Source organism: Pantoea sp. AG1095 (assembly GCF_003208415.1).
In the GTDB taxonomy this organism is placed as follows: Bacteria; Pseudomonadota; Gammaproteobacteria; order Enterobacterales; family Enterobacteriaceae; genus Pantoea; species Pantoea leporis.
On the sequence record NZ_QKMJ01000005.1, the window covers coordinates 242840 to 259425 of the forward strand.

Genomic DNA, 16586 nt, shown 5'->3' on the forward strand with positions numbered 1-16586 from the left:
TGCTAAAACTCAAACTGATAGAGCAGATCCAGTGCCTGATCGAGACCCGACACGGCTTCTAAATAGAGTTTGGGCATCAGGCGATAACGCAAGGTTAAGGTCGCCAGTGAATCAAATATGCCAACACCGTATTTTACTTGTAGACCCGGCAACACGTAACCACTCACCTGCACCTGCTGGCTATCGCCTACGCCAGCGGTATCAACCGCGAGATTACTGACACCGAAGGTCTCGCCGATTTTACCCACAACCTGACCACTTTGCGCAACCCCCAATCCCACCAGCGCGGAAGTTAATGCGTTGCTGTCGCCATCGCTGTTGAGTCCCTGACCACGTAACAGGTAAGAAAGCGCTTCCTGCTGTGACATCGCTGGATCGGAGAACACTTCCACTTTCGGCTCATCCGCCAGCCCGGTTACCCGTAATCCGGCGGTGACATCATCTTCAGTGGCCTCAGGATTACGGATCGCCTCGAGATTGACGTAAGGCTGGTCCGGCGGTCCGGCGAATTGCAGCTCACCTTTACGCACCAGCAGATCCTGACCATAAGCGTGGAAGCGGCCGGATGGGATGTTGATCTGGCCATTCAAGCCGAGGCCGTTTTTATCCTGCACCAGTTTGAGATCGCCATTCAGCCTGGCTTTTAGGCCAAATGCCGAGAGCCGCACATCATTACCGACGTGGATCACCAGATTGCTGTTGATCGGAATCGCCGCCGTTTTCGGCTGAATTGGCTTGAGATTTTGATCCAGCATCACTTCATCAGAGGAGACGCCGGTGGCGCTTTCCGGCACTTCCTGCACGGTAATGCGCGCCCACGGAATATCCACTTTGCCGTCGAGACTGAACGCGGCCGGCGTGGCTGCAAACACCAGATCCGGCGAGACATCCATGCGCACCATTGGCGGCACGGTAACGCGGATACGGCTACCTTGCGCCGCCACGCGCGCGCGCCAGTTATCCAGCTGGCTCCAGTCGGCGTTGCCGCTCAGGTTAAGATTGCCCTGCGCCGTCTGAATCATGCCGTTGAGCGTTGAGCTCATGCCGTTGAACACCATGTTGAGGTTGGCGGCGCTGAGATCGACCGGCATAAAGCTGCCGTCGACATCCACATCGCTCAGCCCCAACTGACCAAACACCTGCGGCTGCTGCAGCGTGCCGCCAAGGCGCAGGTTGCTGTTCAGGTTGCCTTTGATCTTCTCGCCCTGCATCAGCGCCGGATTCAACATCGCCAGCGAAATATTGCTGATGCCGATGTTGCCCGACAGCTGACGCCGATTCTCAGGATCGGCGATCTGCACATTGCCGCTCAGCTGGCCGTTGTTGACGATATGGATCAGCCAATCAAGCTGTGCGCGACCGTTACGCAGCGCCGCATTCAGGTTCAGCGTGTCGAAGGCGATAGGCAAACTGTTGCCCTGCACGTCTTGCTCCACTTTCACGCCGCTGCCTTTCAGCGCTAAGGTGCCGGTTGGCAGCGCGCCGTCGGCGGTCCAGTTAACGCGTGCATCACCACTGAACACGCCGTTCAGTTTGGTGGCATCGGTGAGGAACGGTTTGATCATCGCCAGATCGAAGCGATTGAGCACCACATGCGCATGTCCGCTGGCACCGGCTTCAATCGGTTCCGGTACGCACAGCTGCGCGTTCGGGTTCTGCCAGCAGTGCGGCCCAATGGTGGCGGTCTGCTTGCTGTTGAGGTAATCAATCGCCATCGCCCGCGTCAGTCGCCATTCGCCTACCGGCGTGTCGAAACGCGTGTTGTTGAGATTGCCCTGCCAGCGCTCGGTTTTGCGATCAAAGCTGCCGTTCAGCGCCAGCTGACCGGAAACCGGTTCGCCCTGTACCTCGAGCTTAAGCTGATGCTGCTTTTCGTTGCCGTCGGCGTTCAGCGTTAACAGGTTCACTTTCAGCGCGTCCTGCTGCAGCTGTTCCACGCGCAGTTGCAGCTTACCGGCGATCTGATCGCTGGATTTCACATCGCCCTGCAACGCCACGCGACGGATCTGCAGCTGCTGCCAGCGCAAACCAGTAGCCGTGAGATCGGCCAGCAGCTGCGGCGCTTGTAAGGTGCCGCGTGCTTTGATGGTGCCTTTGGCGACGCCGCCCAGGCCCGGCAGCGCGTTATCCAGCTTTGGCGCATCAATGCTGGCGTCGAGATTGAGCGTGTCGCCCAGCTCGCCCTTCACGTCCAGATGGTTGCGACCCAGCGCAATGTTAAGGCCGGGCACTTTCCACTGGTTATAGCTGTTGCCAGTCAACGTACCTTTGGCGCTCACCGCGTTCTGCTTAACATTTCCTTTCAGCTCCAGCTGCGGCACGCTGAGCTGCCAGGTTCCGCCGTACAAGCTGCCGCGCGTGGCAATTTTGCCCTCCAGCTTCGCTGGCCAATCCGGATACTGTTTGGCGGTGTTGATGCCCGAAAGCGTCAATTCGCTGCGCCAGCTGATGGCTTTGCTCCAGTCCACCAGCGCCGTCAGATCGATATTGCCCTGCAGCGCCGCCACGCGCAGCTTATCAAGATTGAACTGCTGCTCGTTTCCTTTGCCGTCCAGCGCAATGCTGGCAGGCGGCACGCCTTCGCCTTTCACCGCAGTGCGCAGCGACATCACGTAATCGGTGGCTTTGCCTTTGAACTGATAATCGAGATTATCCGCCTGATACTGCACCGCGCCGGTGAGCGGCCAGCGCAGCTGCGGGCTGGTGAGTTTTAGCGCCAGCGGCAAACCAGCGACCGCAGGCTGCGTGGTCGCATCCAGCTGCGCACGCACCGGACCGGAAAGATTCAGCCCGAGCTTCAGCTCGTCACGCATCGCGCCTGCAAGGTTCATTTTGATCTTCTCGCCCTTAATTGGGTCGAGATTGAGCGTGCCGTTCAGCGCAAAATTCACCGGCCAGTTATCGGCCAACGTTGCTTCACCGCTGGCGTTCACCTGCCCTTGCGGCGAATCGACATCGAAGGTTTCTAACTGCAGATGACGATCGGCGGTTTTGGCTTTTAACAGCAGACGCGTGATTGAGATGTCGGTATCGCCGGTGATGCGCAGCTGTTCGCCCAACAGTTCCTGCACGGTGATATCCAGCGGCAGCTGGAAGTCCGGCATATCTGGTAACAGTGGCTTAGCGAACATCGCCTGCAGCGTTTCGCCCAGCGGCTGTTCATCCGGCTGCGGCTGCTGCACTTTTGGCTGCACCACCTGCTCATCCACCACCTTGGCCGCTTTCGGCAGCGCAATCAGCAGGCTTTGGATATGGGTTGGCGTCAGCGTCAGTGCACGATCCTGCCACTGCAGGCCGGTGGTAAAGTCGAGCAGGGAAATTGCGGTGTCATCCACTTTAACGTTGATGTTATGCAGGCCGACTTTGCTGAGCGTGATGGGATACGGCGTGCTGAGATTGGTGCTGCCGCTTTCCTCTTCCGGCGGCGGGGCGCTGGCCGGTGCCATTTTTTTGCTATCGACCACCACGCTGACATCCTGCAGCGCGATGTCATTGACACACACCGACGAATGCAGCAGGCAGTTGAGATTCAGCGCCAGGTGGAAACGTCCGGCATCCACACTGACGCCCGGCATTTCATACTTCACGCCGCTTAGCGTTAGATCGCGCCAGCCACCTTCCACCTGTTTGATCGACAAACCTGGCACCCAGCGATCGGCGCCTTTCAGCAGCAGATGCAAACCCGGCGTGGTGCCCACCAGAAACGCGATGCTGCCCAACAGCAGCACCAGAAAAATACCGATGCCAATCAGGACCTTTTTCCACAGCTTCATAGTTCAGGCCCCAATCCTACATAAAATTGCAATCCATGCTCCTTGTCGTCGCCAATCGGCCGCGCGATATCAAACTTGATCGGCCCGACCGGAGAAGACCAGCGCACGCCGAAGCCGGCGCCGGTTTTCAGGTTGCTCTGCTTGATGTCGTTGACCGCTTCGCCGGAATCGACGAACACCGCGCCCCACCATTTGCCGGTCACGTTGTATTGATATTCAAGCGAGCCGGTGGCCATTTTCGAGGCGCCGGTCAGCTTGCCGTTATCATCACGTGGCGATACGTCTTTGTATTTGTAACCACGAATACTGCGATCGCCACCGGCGAAGAAGCGCAGATCCGGCGGCACTTTGTCGAAGTCGTTGGTTTCGATCCAGCCCACATTGCCGCGCGCCACAAAGCGATGCTTATCGGCGAGCGTGCGAATCCAGACGTTTTGCGCCTGCATGATGACGAAATCAACGTCCGAACCCCATGTGGTATCCGACACGTCCACCGAGTAGCGCTGCGAATCGCCCCACGTCGGCATCAGACCGCCGCGCGAACGGGTGCGGTTCAGGCTAACGCCCGGATAGAGCAGCATAGTGGTGTTGGTCACGCTGGCCTGGGTAAAGTGATCGAGGCTCCAGCGCAGGTTGATTGCCTTCTGCCAGCCGCTGCTGCTGTCCCAGTTTCGCGACATCGCCAGCGTGGTGGTATCGGCTTTGGTGTCGTTGAGATCGGTACGCTTCACGCCGCCGGAGAAGGTGTAATACTGCTCCAGCGGACTTTTCAGCAGCGGGACTTTGTAGCTGAGATCGAGCTGTTGCTCCGGCGCAGAAACGTAGGCGCTGGCGGCCAGGCTGTGGCCGCTGCTGTTAATCCACGGTTTTTTCCACGTGCCTTTAATGCGCGGCCCGACATCGGTGGAGTAACCGACGCCGGTTTCAATGGTGTTTTCCACGCGTGGCGATACCACCGCATTCAGCGGCAGCACTTTGCTTTGACGACCTTTATCAAACTCAGGCGCGACCACCACCGAGTTGAACCAGCCGGTCGCCGACAAGCGGCGGTTAAGTTCGGCCAGATCGCGCGAGCTGTAGTAATCGCCCTTTTTGAACGGCACCAGATTTTGCAGATAGGCTTCGTCGATTTGCGAGCCCTGGAAACCGACATCACCGAAACGGTAGCGCGGGCCGCTATCGTAATTGATGTCCCAGAAGGCTTCGCGCCGTTCAACCGAAACGCCAAGCTGGCTTTGCTTAAAGTCACCGTCGAAGTAACCATTACGCAATGCCAGGCTGGAGAAGCCGTTTTTAAATTTGTCATAGGCGCCGTGATTCAGCTGTGTACCGACTTTCGGCGTGCCCTGTTTGACCCAGGCTTGGTAATCCTTGTCGGTGCGGGCTTCACCTTCGATCACAATGGTGCTGCCGCCGATCTTGACCGGTTCGCCGGGCTTAACGTGTGCGATCAATACCGGACGACCACCTTGCGGCGGTGCCGGGCGCGATTCAAAATCGATCTCCGGTTCGTAATAACCCAGCGCCCGCAGGCCTTCTTTGATCGCTTCCGCAACGCGCGCGCGGAAACGGCCGTCGTTCGACACCTCGTCACTGCCGATGGTGGACAAGCGTGCCCTGACGTTCTTTTGCAAATCCCCGCTAAGACCGTCCAGCTGCAAGCGCACTTTGGCTGCCTCAACGGCAGGTGCAGCAAGCAACAGGCTGGCCAACCAATAAATATGAAATCGTGGCACACGTACTCCTGTTAATAATGCCGGCCCCTATTCCGCAGGGGCATTTATTCTCTGGAAGGGTATCACCAGCGCGCGTTTACCCATCAGCATAGCCGCTCTTTTCCCCCTACTGGCGCAAATTTAGCGACTAAGCCAAATTGTGACCTATTGTGGGTAAATGTGCTAAACGATACAACAACCAAGGCGATTCTTGAGCTCGCGAATGACGCTCACTCAGATTAATCCGACCCCCTGATGCGCGCCTATAGCGGCATGATAAGCGCTGCTGCTATAATCAGCGACCAGCAGGCCTCGCCTGCACCCTTTCTGCCCCGACGTTAACCTTATCTTGTCGAAATGGCGCAGACATTTTTGGCACGGATAGCCTGTTTGACTGGCAAGTACCGGACGTACGCCCATTCCCGCGCTGCCCAGGCCAAAAATGACAAGTGATTAACCCAACGGACCTTTTATGCTCGATAGCTTGCTTGTCATTCTTTTATTGATAGTCATCAGTTCATTTTTCTCCCTTTCGGAGATCTCGCTGGCCGCCGCCCGTAAGATCAAACTGAAGCTGCTGGCTGACGAAGGCAATATCAATGCCCAGCGCGTGCTGAAGATGCAGGAACAACCTGGCATGTTCTTCACCGTAGTGCAGATTGGCCTGAATGCCGTGGCGATCCTCGGCGGTATCGTCGGCGATGCGGCGTTTTCGCCCGCCTTTAATAGCTTATTCAGCCGCATCATGGCACCCGAATTGGCTGAACAGCTCAGTTTTATCTGCTCCTTCACCATCGTGACCAGCCTGTTCATTCTGTTTGCTGACCTGACGCCAAAACGCGTCGGCATGATTGCACCGGAAGCCGTAGCGTTGCGCATTATCAACCCGATGCGCTTCTGTCTGGTGGTGCTGCGTCCGCTGGTGTGGCTGTTCAACGGCCTGGCGAACGTCTTCTTCCGTCTGTTCAAACTGCCGATGGTGCGTAAAGACGACATCACCTCCGACGATATCTATGCGGTGGTGGAAGCCGGTGCGCTGGCGGGTGTGCTGCGTAAGCAGGAACATGAGCTGATTGAGAACGTGTTTGAGCTGGAATCGCGTACCGTGCCGTCATCAATGACCTCGCGCGAGAACGTGGTGTGGTTCGATTTGCACGAAGATGAAACCACGCTGAAAACCAAAATCGCCCAGCATCCGCACTCGAAATTCATCGTCTGCGATGGCGATATCGACCACATCGTCGGCTATGTCGATTCCAAAGAGCTGCTGCTGCGTGTACTCGGCAATCAAAGCCTGACGCTGAACAGCGGCGTACAGATTCGTTCAGCGCTGATTGTGCCGGATACGCTGACGCTTTCTGAAGCGTTGGAAAGCTTCAAAACCGCTGGTGAAGACTTCGCGGTGATCATGAACGAATACGCACTGGTGGTGGGCATCATTACGCTGAATGATGTGATGACCACGTTGATGGGCGATTTGGTGGGTCAAGGTCAGGAAGAGCAGATTGTCGCGCGCGATGAGAACTCATGGCTGGTCGAAGGCGGCACGCCAATTGATGACGTGATGCGCGTGCTGGATATCGATGATTTCCCGCAGTCTGGCAATTATGAAACCATTGGCGGCTTCATGATGTACATGCTGCGCAAGATTCCGAAGCGTACCGACTTTGTGAAGTTTTCCGGCTACAAGTTTGAAGTGGTGGATATCGATAGCTACCGTATCGACCAGCTGCTGGTTACGCGTATTGATGAACGTCCGCCGGTGCTGAATGTGAACAAAAATACGGTGGATGAATCAGAGTCGTCCCAGGATCGCGATTGATGGCGACAAGCCAACAACCGCACTAAAAACTGAGGGCGCCATCGGCGCCCTTTCTTATGCTTACTTAGTTGTACTCGGCTTGCAGCCGCAGCACCTGGCGATTGATTTCTGACATCACGCTGAGATGCTGTTTATCTTTGACACGCGGCAACATCACTTTGCCCTTATCAAACTCGAACGCGCCCACGTCCTTGATGTACAACCTTCCTCTAAATAGCGTTTTGACATATTTCGCAATTTGCAGCGGATTATAGCGCTGGAAGATCTTCATGCTGTTTAACTCCTAAAATGTTTAATACGCTCCGTCGTCACCAAATTTGGTACGAACCCGTGAAGCGCAAATGAGGCATAACTATAGAGCATCCTTTCTTAGCCGTGTTCCGAAAAGGTGAATTATTTACTGAATTGACACATCATTACAGAATACTCTGTTATCAGCCTCACTAAACCCAGTATAAACCTTCACTCATTATGGAATTGTGGCATAGGTTGCAAACCTGTTAACTCATTGCGACAGACGCATCATCCACGCCTAATATTGCAGGAACATGAACAACTGGTCGGATCACCAAGGAGAGTAATAAATGCGTTTGAGACACACTGTGATAGCACTGGCACTCTTGCTGCCGGGCCTGGCTGCGGCACATGCCTTCAAACTGGGTGAACGCGTGCCAGCCGTTGGCGTTAACGACAAAGGAGAGCTGGTTTATCAACAAGATGAAGATAAGTTTAGCTACAAATCCTGGAATAGCGCGCAGCTAAGCGGAAAAGTTCGCGTTATCCTGCATATTGCCGGGCGCTCTTCTGCTAAAGAGCAGAATGCGGCGTTAATTGAAGCCATCAAAGCTGCGCATCTGCCGCACGATCGTTATCAAACCACTACTATCGTCAATACCGACGATGCGATTCCGGGCACCGGCATGTTCGTGCGCAGCAGCCTTGAGAGCAATAAGCAGCAGTTTCCATGGTCGCAGTTTATCGTCGATAGCAATGGCAGCGCGCGTCAGGCCTGGCAGTTGGAGAAAGGCGGATCCGCAATTGTGGTGCTGGATAACACCGCACATGTGCGCTACGTCAAAGATGGTCCGCTGACGCAGGACGAAGTGCAGCAGGCGATGAAGTTAATTCACGAGTTGTTGCAGAAGTAAGTGGAGGTCGCCGTCAATGGCGACCCGATGAAATCTTAAAACAGCGAAACGCGGAAACCGGGATTAAGGAAAGATTCTCGCGGCGTGTAATCCAGCGTTTTCCCCTGCCAGTCATGCACATGCGCACCAGCCGCAATCGCCACCGCATGGCCTGCGCCGGTATCCCAGATGTTAGTGGGCCCGAAGCGCGGATAGAGTTGCGCGCTGCCTTCGGCTACCAGACAGAACTTCAGCGATGAACCAATCGCGGTGGTTTGATGCTCGCCGAGCTGGTGCAAGTACTCCTGCAACTCGGTATCGCTCTCAAAATGCGAACGGCTAACCACCACTAACGGTGGACGCGCTTCACGTGCATGAATTTGCGTCTGCTGGCCGTTCTCTTCTTTCCAGGCTTTACCCTCAGCCGCCGAGTACATCACGCCCAGCACGGGCGCATACACCACGCCCAATACCGGTTTGCCATTTTCGATCAGCGCAATGTTGACCGTAAACTCGCCGTTGCGCTTGATGAACTCTTTGGTGCCATCGAGCGGATCGACCAGCCAGTATTTCTGCCAGTGCTGACGCACGTCCCAGCTCGGAGGATCCTCTTCAGAAAGCACTGGCACCCCCGGCGAAAGCGCCGTCAGACCTTGCACAATCACACGATGCGCCGCGAGATCGGCCGCGGTAACGGGAGAATCATCCGACTTGCGGGTCACGTCAACCGGCTCTGCGCCGTTATATACCTGCATAATGGCATCGCCCGCATCGCGCGCCAGCTGACAAATTTTATCTAACATTCTTTACCTCTTTTCCGCTGATTCTGCCTGTCAGACACCAACCGCCAATCTGTCCTTATTTTAGCAGTTGTCATTCAACAGCCTGCGACTGTGCTGTCTGCTACGGCAATCTATTTGAATATCAATACCATAGTTCATCATCGGCGGCTATGGCGGGATGCTGAATGCGCTTTTAGCGCGGCCCAGCGGGAGATATTGGATGAAAGTCCGAGCTTCATCACAAATTGAAATGATAATTCGTCATGGTTTTACATTATTTTGAGAGGCCCATTGGACCGAACAAGGAGCAAGCGATGTTCAAAGCGAGCATGTCGTTATTGGCACTCTGTATAACTGCCGCCACGGTACAGGCTGCTACGGTGGATCTGCGCATTCTGGAAACCACCGATCTGCACAGCAATATGATGGATTTCGATTATTACAAAGATACGCCGACGGAGAAATTTGGCCTGGTACGCACCGCCACCTTAATTCAGCAGGCCCGTGCGCAAGCGAAGAACAGCGTGCTGGTCGATAACGGCGATATCATTCAGGGCAGTCCGCTGGGCGATTACATGGCGGCGAGAGGGCTAAAACCGGGCGAAGTTCATCCAGTATATAAGGCGATGAATACGCTGGATTACGCGGTCGGAAACCTCGGTAATCATGAGTTCAATTACGGTTTACCTTATCTGCAAAAAGCGCTGGCCGGCGCGCGTTTCCCTTACGTCAATGCCAACATTATCGATGAAAAGAGCGGAAAACCGCTGTTCACGCCCTACTTAATCAAGGAAACCACCGTTACAGACCGTAACGGTAAGCCGCATACGCTGAAAATTGGTTACATCGGCTTCGTTCCCCCGCAGATTATGGTTTGGGATCGCAACAATCTGCAGGGAAAAGTGCGGGTTGATGACATCACTGAAACAGCGAAGCGCTATGTGCCGGAAATGCGCGCAAAAGGTGCTGAAATAATCATCGCTATTCCCCACTCCGGTTTGAGCAGTGAACCCTACCATGCCATGGCCGAAAATTCGGTCTATTACCTCAGCCAGGTTGCTGGCATCAACGCCATCATGTTCGGTCACGCTCACGCGGTCTTCCCGAGCAAAGAGTTTGCGGCAATTAAAGGCGCTGATATCGCCCAGGGCACACTTAACGGTATTCCGGCGGTGATGCCCGGTATGTGGGGCGATCATCTGGGTGTGGTCGATCTGGTGCTGAATAACGAGGGCGGCAAATGGCAGGTTGCGCAGGGCAAAGCCGAGGCACGTCCGATTTATGACAGCGCGGCGAAAAAATCGCTGGCTGCTGAAGATGCCGATCTGGTGAAAGTGCTGGAGCAGGATCACCGCGCCACGCGCGATTTTGTTGCCAAACCGATCGGTAAATCCGCCGACGTGATGTACAGCTACTTGTCGCTGGTGCAGGACGATCCCACGGTGCAGATCGTTAACAACGCGCAACGCGCTTACGTCGAGCACTTTATTCAGGGCGATCCTGATCTTGGCCGCTTGCCGGTGCTCTCCGCCGCCGCGCCGTTTAAAGCTGGCGGCCGCAAAAACGATCCCGCCAGCTATGTCGAAGTAGAGAAGGGTAACCTCACTTTCCGTAACGCCGCCGATCTCTATCTCTACCCCAATACGCTGGTGGTGATGAAAGTCAGCGGTGCACAGGTGAAAGAGTGGCTGGAGTGTTCAGCCGCGCAGTTTAATCAAATCGATCCACACAGCAGCAAACCGCAAGCGCTGATTAACTGGGATTTCCGTACCTATAACTTCGATGTGATCGATGGCGTGCAGTATCAAATCGATGTCACGCAGCCGGCGCGCTATGACGCAGAGTGCTCGCTGATTAACAAGGGGGCTTCGCGCATTAAGGATCTCACATGGCAAGGCAAACCTATTGATCCTCAGGCCCGTTTCCTGGTCGCCACCAATAACTATCGCGCTTATGGCGGCAAGTTTGCCGGCACCGGCGATAAGTATGTCGCCTTCGCGTCGCCGGATGAGAATCGTTCGGTGGTTGCCGCTTATATCAGCAGCGAAACCAAAGCGCATGGCGAAGTGAAACCGCAGGCCGATCACAACTGGCGTTTAGCGCCGATTAACAGCAGCACGCCGCTGGATATCCGTTTTGAGACCGCGCCTGGCGCGAAAGCAACGAAGTTTATCGAGCAGCACGCCGATTACCCGATGAAAGCGGTGGGCAGCGATGAGATAGGTTTTGCGTTGTGGCAGGTGGATTTGCAGAAGAAATAGTTGTTATAAGCGGGTTGCCAGATGCGTAGCTGGCACCCTGCTCTGATGTAATACCGCCAAAATAATAATGCCTTTCTGGCCTGGCTGGTAATAAACCATGTGGCTAACATAGGGAAAGCTGAGCACACCTTCTGCAACATCCAGCGCTCTGCTTTTTCCCAATGCCGGCATTTCTGCCAGCGTGCGTAACGTCTCCTGCAAACGCCTTAAATAGATTTTTGATTGCGCATCACCCCAGTTCTGCATAGTGAACCGGCGAATATCGACAAGATCCTGTCGCGCTTCATCCGTAAGCTGATAATTAGCCATTTAATCCAGCAGTTGGTCGAAAAAGGTTTCACCATCGGTCAGTTGTCCGTTGGCAATATCATTTCTGGCTCGGGCAATTTTTTCCTGCAAAAATTGCTGCTTCATGGCCTCTATCGCCTGATACTCCTCAGCGGAGATGACCACTGCTACCGGCTTTCCATTACGGCTAATCTGGACCGGCTCACGCTGCGCTTTCAGCAGCATATCGCCAAATTGGGTTTTGGCTTCGTTGGCGGAAAGTGAATGCATACCGCACCTTTCGTGTGAATCGTTCGATTCGCACATTATATACGCTGATTAATTTAAAACCAGCTTGTTCTACAGATATAAAAAAACCGGCACGATCGTGTGCCGGTTTTGAGAATCAACTTGGCGACTTACAGAATTTCCAGCAGTTCAACTTCGAAGATCAGGGTGCTGAATGGCGGGATGGAGGCGCCAGCACCGCGTTCGCCGTAAGCGAGGTTGTGTGGAATCGCCAGTTCCCACTTCGAACCGACCGGCATCAGCGTCAGCGCTTCGATCCAACCGGCGATTACGCCGCTAACCGGGAATTCTGCGGGTTCGCCACGCGCGACTGAGCTGTCGAATACCGTGCCATCGATCAGTTTGCCGGTGTAATGCACGCGCACACGATCCTGACGTGAAGGAATTGGACCTTCGCCCTGCGTGATGACGCTGAACTGCAGACCGGTTTCGGTGCTGCTTACGCCTTCGCGTTGTGCGTTCTGCTCAAGGAAAGTCTGACCTTCAGCCGCCATCGCTTCTACACGCTCACGACGCACGCCTTCAGCGCGCTCGTGCACTTCACGCAGTGCGCGATGTACCACGTCAACCGGGACGGCCGGTGAGTTCCCTTCCAGCGCGTCGCGCAGGCCGGCGAGCAGTGCTTCTGGCTGCAGACCCTGCAGTCCAGACTCTTGCAGCTGCTGGCCTACCTGTAAACCGATACCGTAACTTGCTTGTGATTCGACGCTGTCGAATGAAGGGGTCGTCATCTTGATTCCTTAATCCCGGAGAAAAATAGAACCGGCAGCATACCAGCGCGGGCGGCTGGCGTAAAATCTCACGCGCCGCAGATGACATTTCCCGGCGAAACGGAAACAATACAGCGGTCAAATTTTTCAATGCTGCCAGGCACTTCCTGTCAGCATTGCTCATACTATAGCTGTGGCGAGGTTTTCACCCGCCACCGTCGGAACAAGAGAGAATACATGGGCCAGATCGCCCCACGACGTCGCAGGACGCGCGCACCGCGTACTTTATTACCTTGGTTGCAACGTTGGCTGCCACGCATTCCGCGCAAGGCCGCCAGCGAGGAGGATTCACGAATGGCTTCCGATCACCCTTCCCGCGTTCCCGCCGCACTACAGCGCGTCTGGCATTTGCTGGATGATGTGCGCTGGATGGATCCGCTACCCGCTTTTCATCGTCGCGGCATCGTCATTGCCCTGCTGGTGCTGCTGCTGGCGTTTCTCTGGCCGAGCAGCACGCCGCAATATCCGGTTGAGCGTCCGGCGGACACTGGCGCTAAAGAAGTGCCGATGCAGGCGGAAATTTACGATAATAATCAACAGCAGAACACGCCGGCGAAAACCGATTCGCAGGGCGAGTGGCGCACCTATAATGTGGCATCAGGCCAGACGCTGGCGCAGCTGTTCCGCGACAATAATTTACCGGTGAATGATGTGTTTGCCATGGCGCGAGTCGAAGGTGATGGGCAGCCGCTGAGTGCGTTACAGAATGGTCAGCAGGTGAAGATTCGTCAGAACGCGCAAGGCGTGGTGACCGGTTTAACGGTGGATGGCAGCAACGGTCCGGTGCTGTTTACGCGCCAGCCAGATGGCAGCTTTATCCGCGCTCAGTAAAACGCAGAAACAAAAACGCCGGCACATGGCCGGCGTTTTCGCATTACTGAGTGAACTTACTCAGCAACTACATTCACAACCAGTTTAGCGAAGACTTCGCTATGGATCTGGAAGTCAACTTCGTGCTCACCGGTGGTGCGCAGTACGCCTTCTGGAAGACGAACTTCGCTTTTAGCCACTTCAACGCCAGCTGCAGTTACTGCATCAGCGATGTCACGGGTACCGATGGAACCGAACAGCTTACCAGCGTCGCCTGATTTAGACGCGATGGTTACGTTGCCCAGTGCGTTGATTTTCTCTGCACGTGCGTTAGCAGCAGCCAAAACGTCAGCCAGTTTGGCTTCCAGTTCAGCGCGACGTGTTTCGAAGAACTCAACGTTTTTCTTGGTAGCAGGAACAGCTTTACCCTGTGGAACCAGGAAGTTACGAGCGTAGCCCGCTTTAACGTTAACCTGATCACCCAGGCTGCCCAGGTTTGCTACTTTATCAAGCAGAATAACTTGCATTACCTTATCCTCTTAAAGTCGTTAATGGACAACTACCGATTACTGATGACGATCAGTGTACGGAAGCAGGGACAGGTAGCGAGCGCGCTTGATGCAACGAGCGAGCTGGCGCTGGTATTTTGCACGAGTACCGGTAATACGGCTCGGGACAATTTTACCGCTTTCGGTAATGTAGTTTTTCAGTGTAGCGATATCTTTGTAATCAATCTCTACAACGCCTTCCGCGGTGAAACGGCAGAACTTGCGACGACGGAAATAACGTGCCATTTGGCTAGTCTCCAGAATCTATCAAATCAATCTGCTCGGCATGTAACACCATTCTGCTCTGACCATTGCGTGCCTGATGGCAGCTAATGAAGCCTTCGAGAGTGAGTTGCGTGCCGACCGTTATATGTTGAGTAATCACCTGATGGGTGCTGCCGCTGATAATCACCGGCATTTGACACCAGGCTTGCCGGTGGAAACCGGCTTCCTCTTGCACAGAACGATGCTCAAGCACGAACTGGCAATGAGGAATCCCTGACGGACTGACTTTTCGAACCGGCGTCTTGCACACAGTGCCAGACAGGCGCAGTCGATTTGCCGTCATGTCGGATTACTCTTCAGAATCCCCAGCATCTGAGTCATCAGCCGATTCGTTAGCAAAGTCTTCGCGGCGATCACGACGCTCGTCTTTAGCTTTAACCATCGGAGATGCTTCAGTTACCGCGTGCTTAACGCGCATAACCATGCTGCGGATAACGGCGTCGTTGAAGCGGAAGTTAGTTTCCAGCTCGTCAATCACTTCCTGCGGCGCTTCTACGTTCATCAGAACATAGTGAGCTTTGTGCAGTTTGTTGATTGGGTAAGCCAGCTGACGGCGGCCCCAGTCTTCCAGACGGTGAATCGTGCCCTGTGCACCGGTGATAGCACCAGTGTAACGCTCGATCATACCTGGAACCTGTTCGCTCTGGTCAGGGTGGACCATAAATACGATTTCGTAATGACGCATCGATAGCTCCTTACGGATTATTCAGCCTCCTGTCAGGGTCAGCTGCGGCCCACGGAAGCAAGGAACGTTATAGGTTGCGAATCATTTAAAAAATGAAACACACCTCTGAATGCAGCTGAAAAATTGACGCGTAATCATACTGGCGTCCTTGCGGAAACTCAAGCGCACAATTCATCAAATGGCGACTATCGTGCCAGCTGATGCGGCTTTTCGTGCTAAGTGAAATGCATCAGTGAGTTAGAGAAGGTTTTATCAAATTCTCTGAAGAAGGCGTTCAAAGGGACGATCTGGCGGCAAATTGGTTAAGAACTACACTGTTTACAGGCGCAACGAATTCCGCTTTTCGCCGCGTCTGAGAGTGCAATCCCTAGAGTGAGGAGTCGATAATGAAAACGATCATTTTCGCCACTTTACTGGGTCTCTTCCTGTCTACACCCGCTCTTGCCAGCTCCGCTGACTTCGCGCAGCAGATGAGAAGTCACAGCAGCAACGCGGCATCAGGCTATGTCTACGTCAATCGGCTGGATGCGCCTGCAAGCAGTAACCCAGTCAGTGCCAATACCAGCGCCGCCGAACGGTTGTCATCACAACTTTAGTCCGGCAACCTAAACGGGCTGGCGCCAATCACGCCAACCCGCATTTTTATAAATGATGTTTAAAGAAACTGACCAGCGCCGTCAGGGCCGCAGGCGTGATTTTATGGCCGATGTTTTTTTCAGATAGCGTGGTCACATGGTGATCGAGTTCTGCCTCGCCTAAGGCTTTCTGCAAACGCGCCGTTTCAGCAAAGGGCACCACTTCATCCGCTTCGCCGTGCCACAACAGCAAAGGTCGATTCGCCAGTTTCTCCAGCTGTTCGCTGGGATCGTAAGGCGCCAGCGGTGCTAAACGCGCGGCAAAAGCCTCTTTCTGCTCTGGCGTGCGCGCCACCAGCGGCGGAAACAGCGTATGACTCAGCTGCATGAAATAGCCGGAACCCATCAAACACGCCACGCTGTGAATCTGCGGATAGCGTGCCATCGCGCCCAGCGCGGTCATGCCGCCCATCGAGGCGCCCGCCACGGCAAAACGCTCATCCGCAATCCAGTCGTTATCGCGCAGCGCCTTTTCCAGCAACGGCACTTCATCGATGTTCTGTTTAAGGATCTCCCAGAAGTGGGTCATCCGCGCGTCGGTATCGCCGTTGTAACGTGCGCCGTGCATGTCCGCATCGGGCATGATCACGCGGAAACCAGCCTGCGCCAGCGCCACGGCAAAGTAGCTGTAAACCTCTTTCGATGAGGTAAAACCGTGATAGAACAACACCGTCGGCAAGCGCGCCTGGCGCTGCCCGGCCGGTGATGCGTGGATACATTCAATGCCTGCCAGATTCTCCGTTGCCAACTCAATCATACCGCCTCCATTGAGAATGATTATCACTGGACTCAGTGTA

At 54.8% G+C, this 16586-nt stretch carries 17 protein-coding genes; 5 read left to right on the forward strand and 12 right to left on the reverse strand.

Annotation, left to right across the window (positions count from 1 at the left end):
• Positions 1–2: 2 nt before the first annotated feature.
• Together DEU53_RS13245 and DEU53_RS13250 are read right to left on the reverse strand one after the other, a co-directional pair.
• Positions 3–3773: a translocation/assembly module TamB domain-containing protein gene (locus tag DEU53_RS13245; RefSeq protein WP_110867424.1), complete on the reverse strand. Its 3771-nt coding sequence runs from the start codon at positions 3771–3773 to the stop codon at positions 3–5.
• Complete coding sequence (locus tag DEU53_RS13250) at positions 3770–5509, reverse strand: autotransporter assembly complex family protein (protein ID WP_101762881.1); 1740 nt, start codon at positions 5507–5509, stop codon at positions 3770–3772. Before DEU53_RS13250 ends, DEU53_RS13245 begins: the two co-directional genes overlap by 4 nt.
• A gap of 451 nt (positions 5510–5960) precedes the next feature.
• On the opposite strand from DEU53_RS13250, the gene DEU53_RS13255 reads away from it, so the two are divergent.
• Positions 5961–7310 carry a hemolysin family protein gene (locus DEU53_RS13255; protein WP_110867426.1) on the forward strand — a complete coding sequence of 450 codons (1350 nt, stop codon included), beginning with the start codon at positions 5961–5963 and terminating at the stop codon, positions 7308–7310.
• A 64-nt stretch (positions 7311–7374) separates the two neighbouring features.
• Here DEU53_RS13255 and DEU53_RS13260 read toward each other — a convergent pair whose 3' ends face one another.
• Positions 7375–7581, reverse strand: a complete 207-nt coding sequence (locus DEU53_RS13260; RefSeq protein ID WP_007892150.1) for a DUF1107 domain-containing protein — start codon at positions 7579–7581, stop codon at positions 7375–7377.
• Between the two features lie 313 nt (positions 7582–7894).
• Between DEU53_RS13260 and DEU53_RS13265 the strand changes: the two genes are divergently transcribed.
• Positions 7895–8458: a YtfJ family protein gene (locus DEU53_RS13265; protein WP_101762879.1), complete on the forward strand. Its 564-nt coding sequence runs from the start codon at positions 7895–7897 to the stop codon at positions 8456–8458.
• 35 nt (positions 8459–8493) lie between these two features.
• Here the strand turns inward: DEU53_RS13265 and cysQ are convergent, their stop codons facing one another.
• Positions 8494–9240 (reverse strand): 3'(2'),5'-bisphosphate nucleotidase CysQ, encoded by a 747-nt coding sequence (gene cysQ, locus DEU53_RS13270; RefSeq protein ID WP_101762878.1) that lies wholly within the window; start codon positions 9238–9240, stop codon positions 8494–8496.
• Between the two features lie 293 nt (positions 9241–9533).
• On the opposite strand from cysQ, the gene DEU53_RS13275 reads away from it, so the two are divergent.
• The gene (locus tag DEU53_RS13275) at positions 9534–11480 is read left to right on the forward strand and encodes a bifunctional 2',3'-cyclic-nucleotide 2'-phosphodiesterase/3'-nucleotidase (RefSeq protein ID WP_110867428.1); all 1947 of its coding nucleotides are present in this window, start codon (positions 9534–9536) and stop codon (positions 11478–11480) included.
• A gap of 3 nt (positions 11481–11483) precedes the next feature.
• Here the strand turns inward: DEU53_RS13275 and DEU53_RS13280 are convergent, their stop codons facing one another.
• The 3 genes from DEU53_RS13280 to fklB all read right to left on the reverse strand — a co-directional run bounded on the left by DEU53_RS13280 (position 11484) and on the right by fklB (position 12787).
• Positions 11484–11789: a type II toxin-antitoxin system RelE/ParE family toxin gene (locus DEU53_RS13280; protein WP_101762876.1), complete on the reverse strand. Its 306-nt coding sequence runs from the start codon at positions 11787–11789 to the stop codon at positions 11484–11486.
• Positions 11790–12038, reverse strand: coding sequence for a type II toxin-antitoxin system Phd/YefM family antitoxin (locus DEU53_RS13285; protein WP_101762875.1), 249 nt, complete (start codon positions 12036–12038; stop codon positions 11790–11792).
• Between the two features lie 128 nt (positions 12039–12166).
• Positions 12167–12787, reverse strand: coding sequence for an FKBP-type peptidyl-prolyl cis-trans isomerase (fklB, locus tag DEU53_RS13290; protein WP_008103590.1), 621 nt, complete (start codon positions 12785–12787; stop codon positions 12167–12169).
• Between the two features lie 216 nt (positions 12788–13003).
• Here fklB and DEU53_RS13295 point away from each other — a divergent pair, with 216 nt between their 5' ends.
• Entirely contained in the window at positions 13004–13657 is a 654-nt protein-coding gene (locus DEU53_RS13295) for a LysM-like peptidoglycan-binding domain-containing protein (RefSeq protein WP_158527636.1), read from the forward strand.
• A 56-nt stretch (positions 13658–13713) separates the two neighbouring features.
• Here the strand turns inward: DEU53_RS13295 and rplI are convergent, their stop codons facing one another.
• Genes rplI through rpsF form a run of 4 tightly spaced genes read right to left on the reverse strand, consistent with a single transcriptional unit; the run spans position 13714 to position 15154 of the window.
• The gene (gene rplI / locus DEU53_RS13300; protein ID WP_008103594.1) at positions 13714–14163 is read right to left on the reverse strand and encodes a 50S ribosomal protein L9; all 450 of its coding nucleotides are present in this window, start codon (positions 14161–14163) and stop codon (positions 13714–13716) included.
• Between the two features lie 39 nt (positions 14164–14202).
• Positions 14203–14430, reverse strand: a complete 228-nt coding sequence (gene rpsR / locus DEU53_RS13305; RefSeq protein WP_002210155.1) for a 30S ribosomal protein S18 — start codon at positions 14428–14430, stop codon at positions 14203–14205.
• A gap of 4 nt (positions 14431–14434) precedes the next feature.
• A complete protein-coding gene (gene priB / locus DEU53_RS13310) occupies positions 14435–14752 on the reverse strand; it encodes a primosomal replication protein N (protein ID WP_007892027.1) in 318 nt (105 codons plus the stop codon).
• 6 nt (positions 14753–14758) lie between these two features.
• Entirely contained in the window at positions 14759–15154 is a 396-nt protein-coding gene (gene rpsF / locus DEU53_RS13315) for a 30S ribosomal protein S6 (RefSeq protein ID WP_101762874.1), read from the reverse strand.
• A 386-nt stretch (positions 15155–15540) separates the two neighbouring features.
• Between rpsF and DEU53_RS13320 the strand changes: the two genes are divergently transcribed.
• Positions 15541–15750, forward strand: a complete 210-nt coding sequence (locus tag DEU53_RS13320; RefSeq protein WP_101762873.1) for a hypothetical protein — start codon at positions 15541–15543, stop codon at positions 15748–15750.
• Between the two features lie 46 nt (positions 15751–15796).
• Here the strand turns inward: DEU53_RS13320 and yjfP are convergent, their stop codons facing one another.
• A complete protein-coding gene (yjfP, locus tag DEU53_RS13325; RefSeq protein WP_110867431.1) occupies positions 15797–16546 on the reverse strand; it encodes an esterase in 750 nt (249 codons plus the stop codon).
• Between the last annotated feature and the right edge of the window lie 40 nt (positions 16547–16586).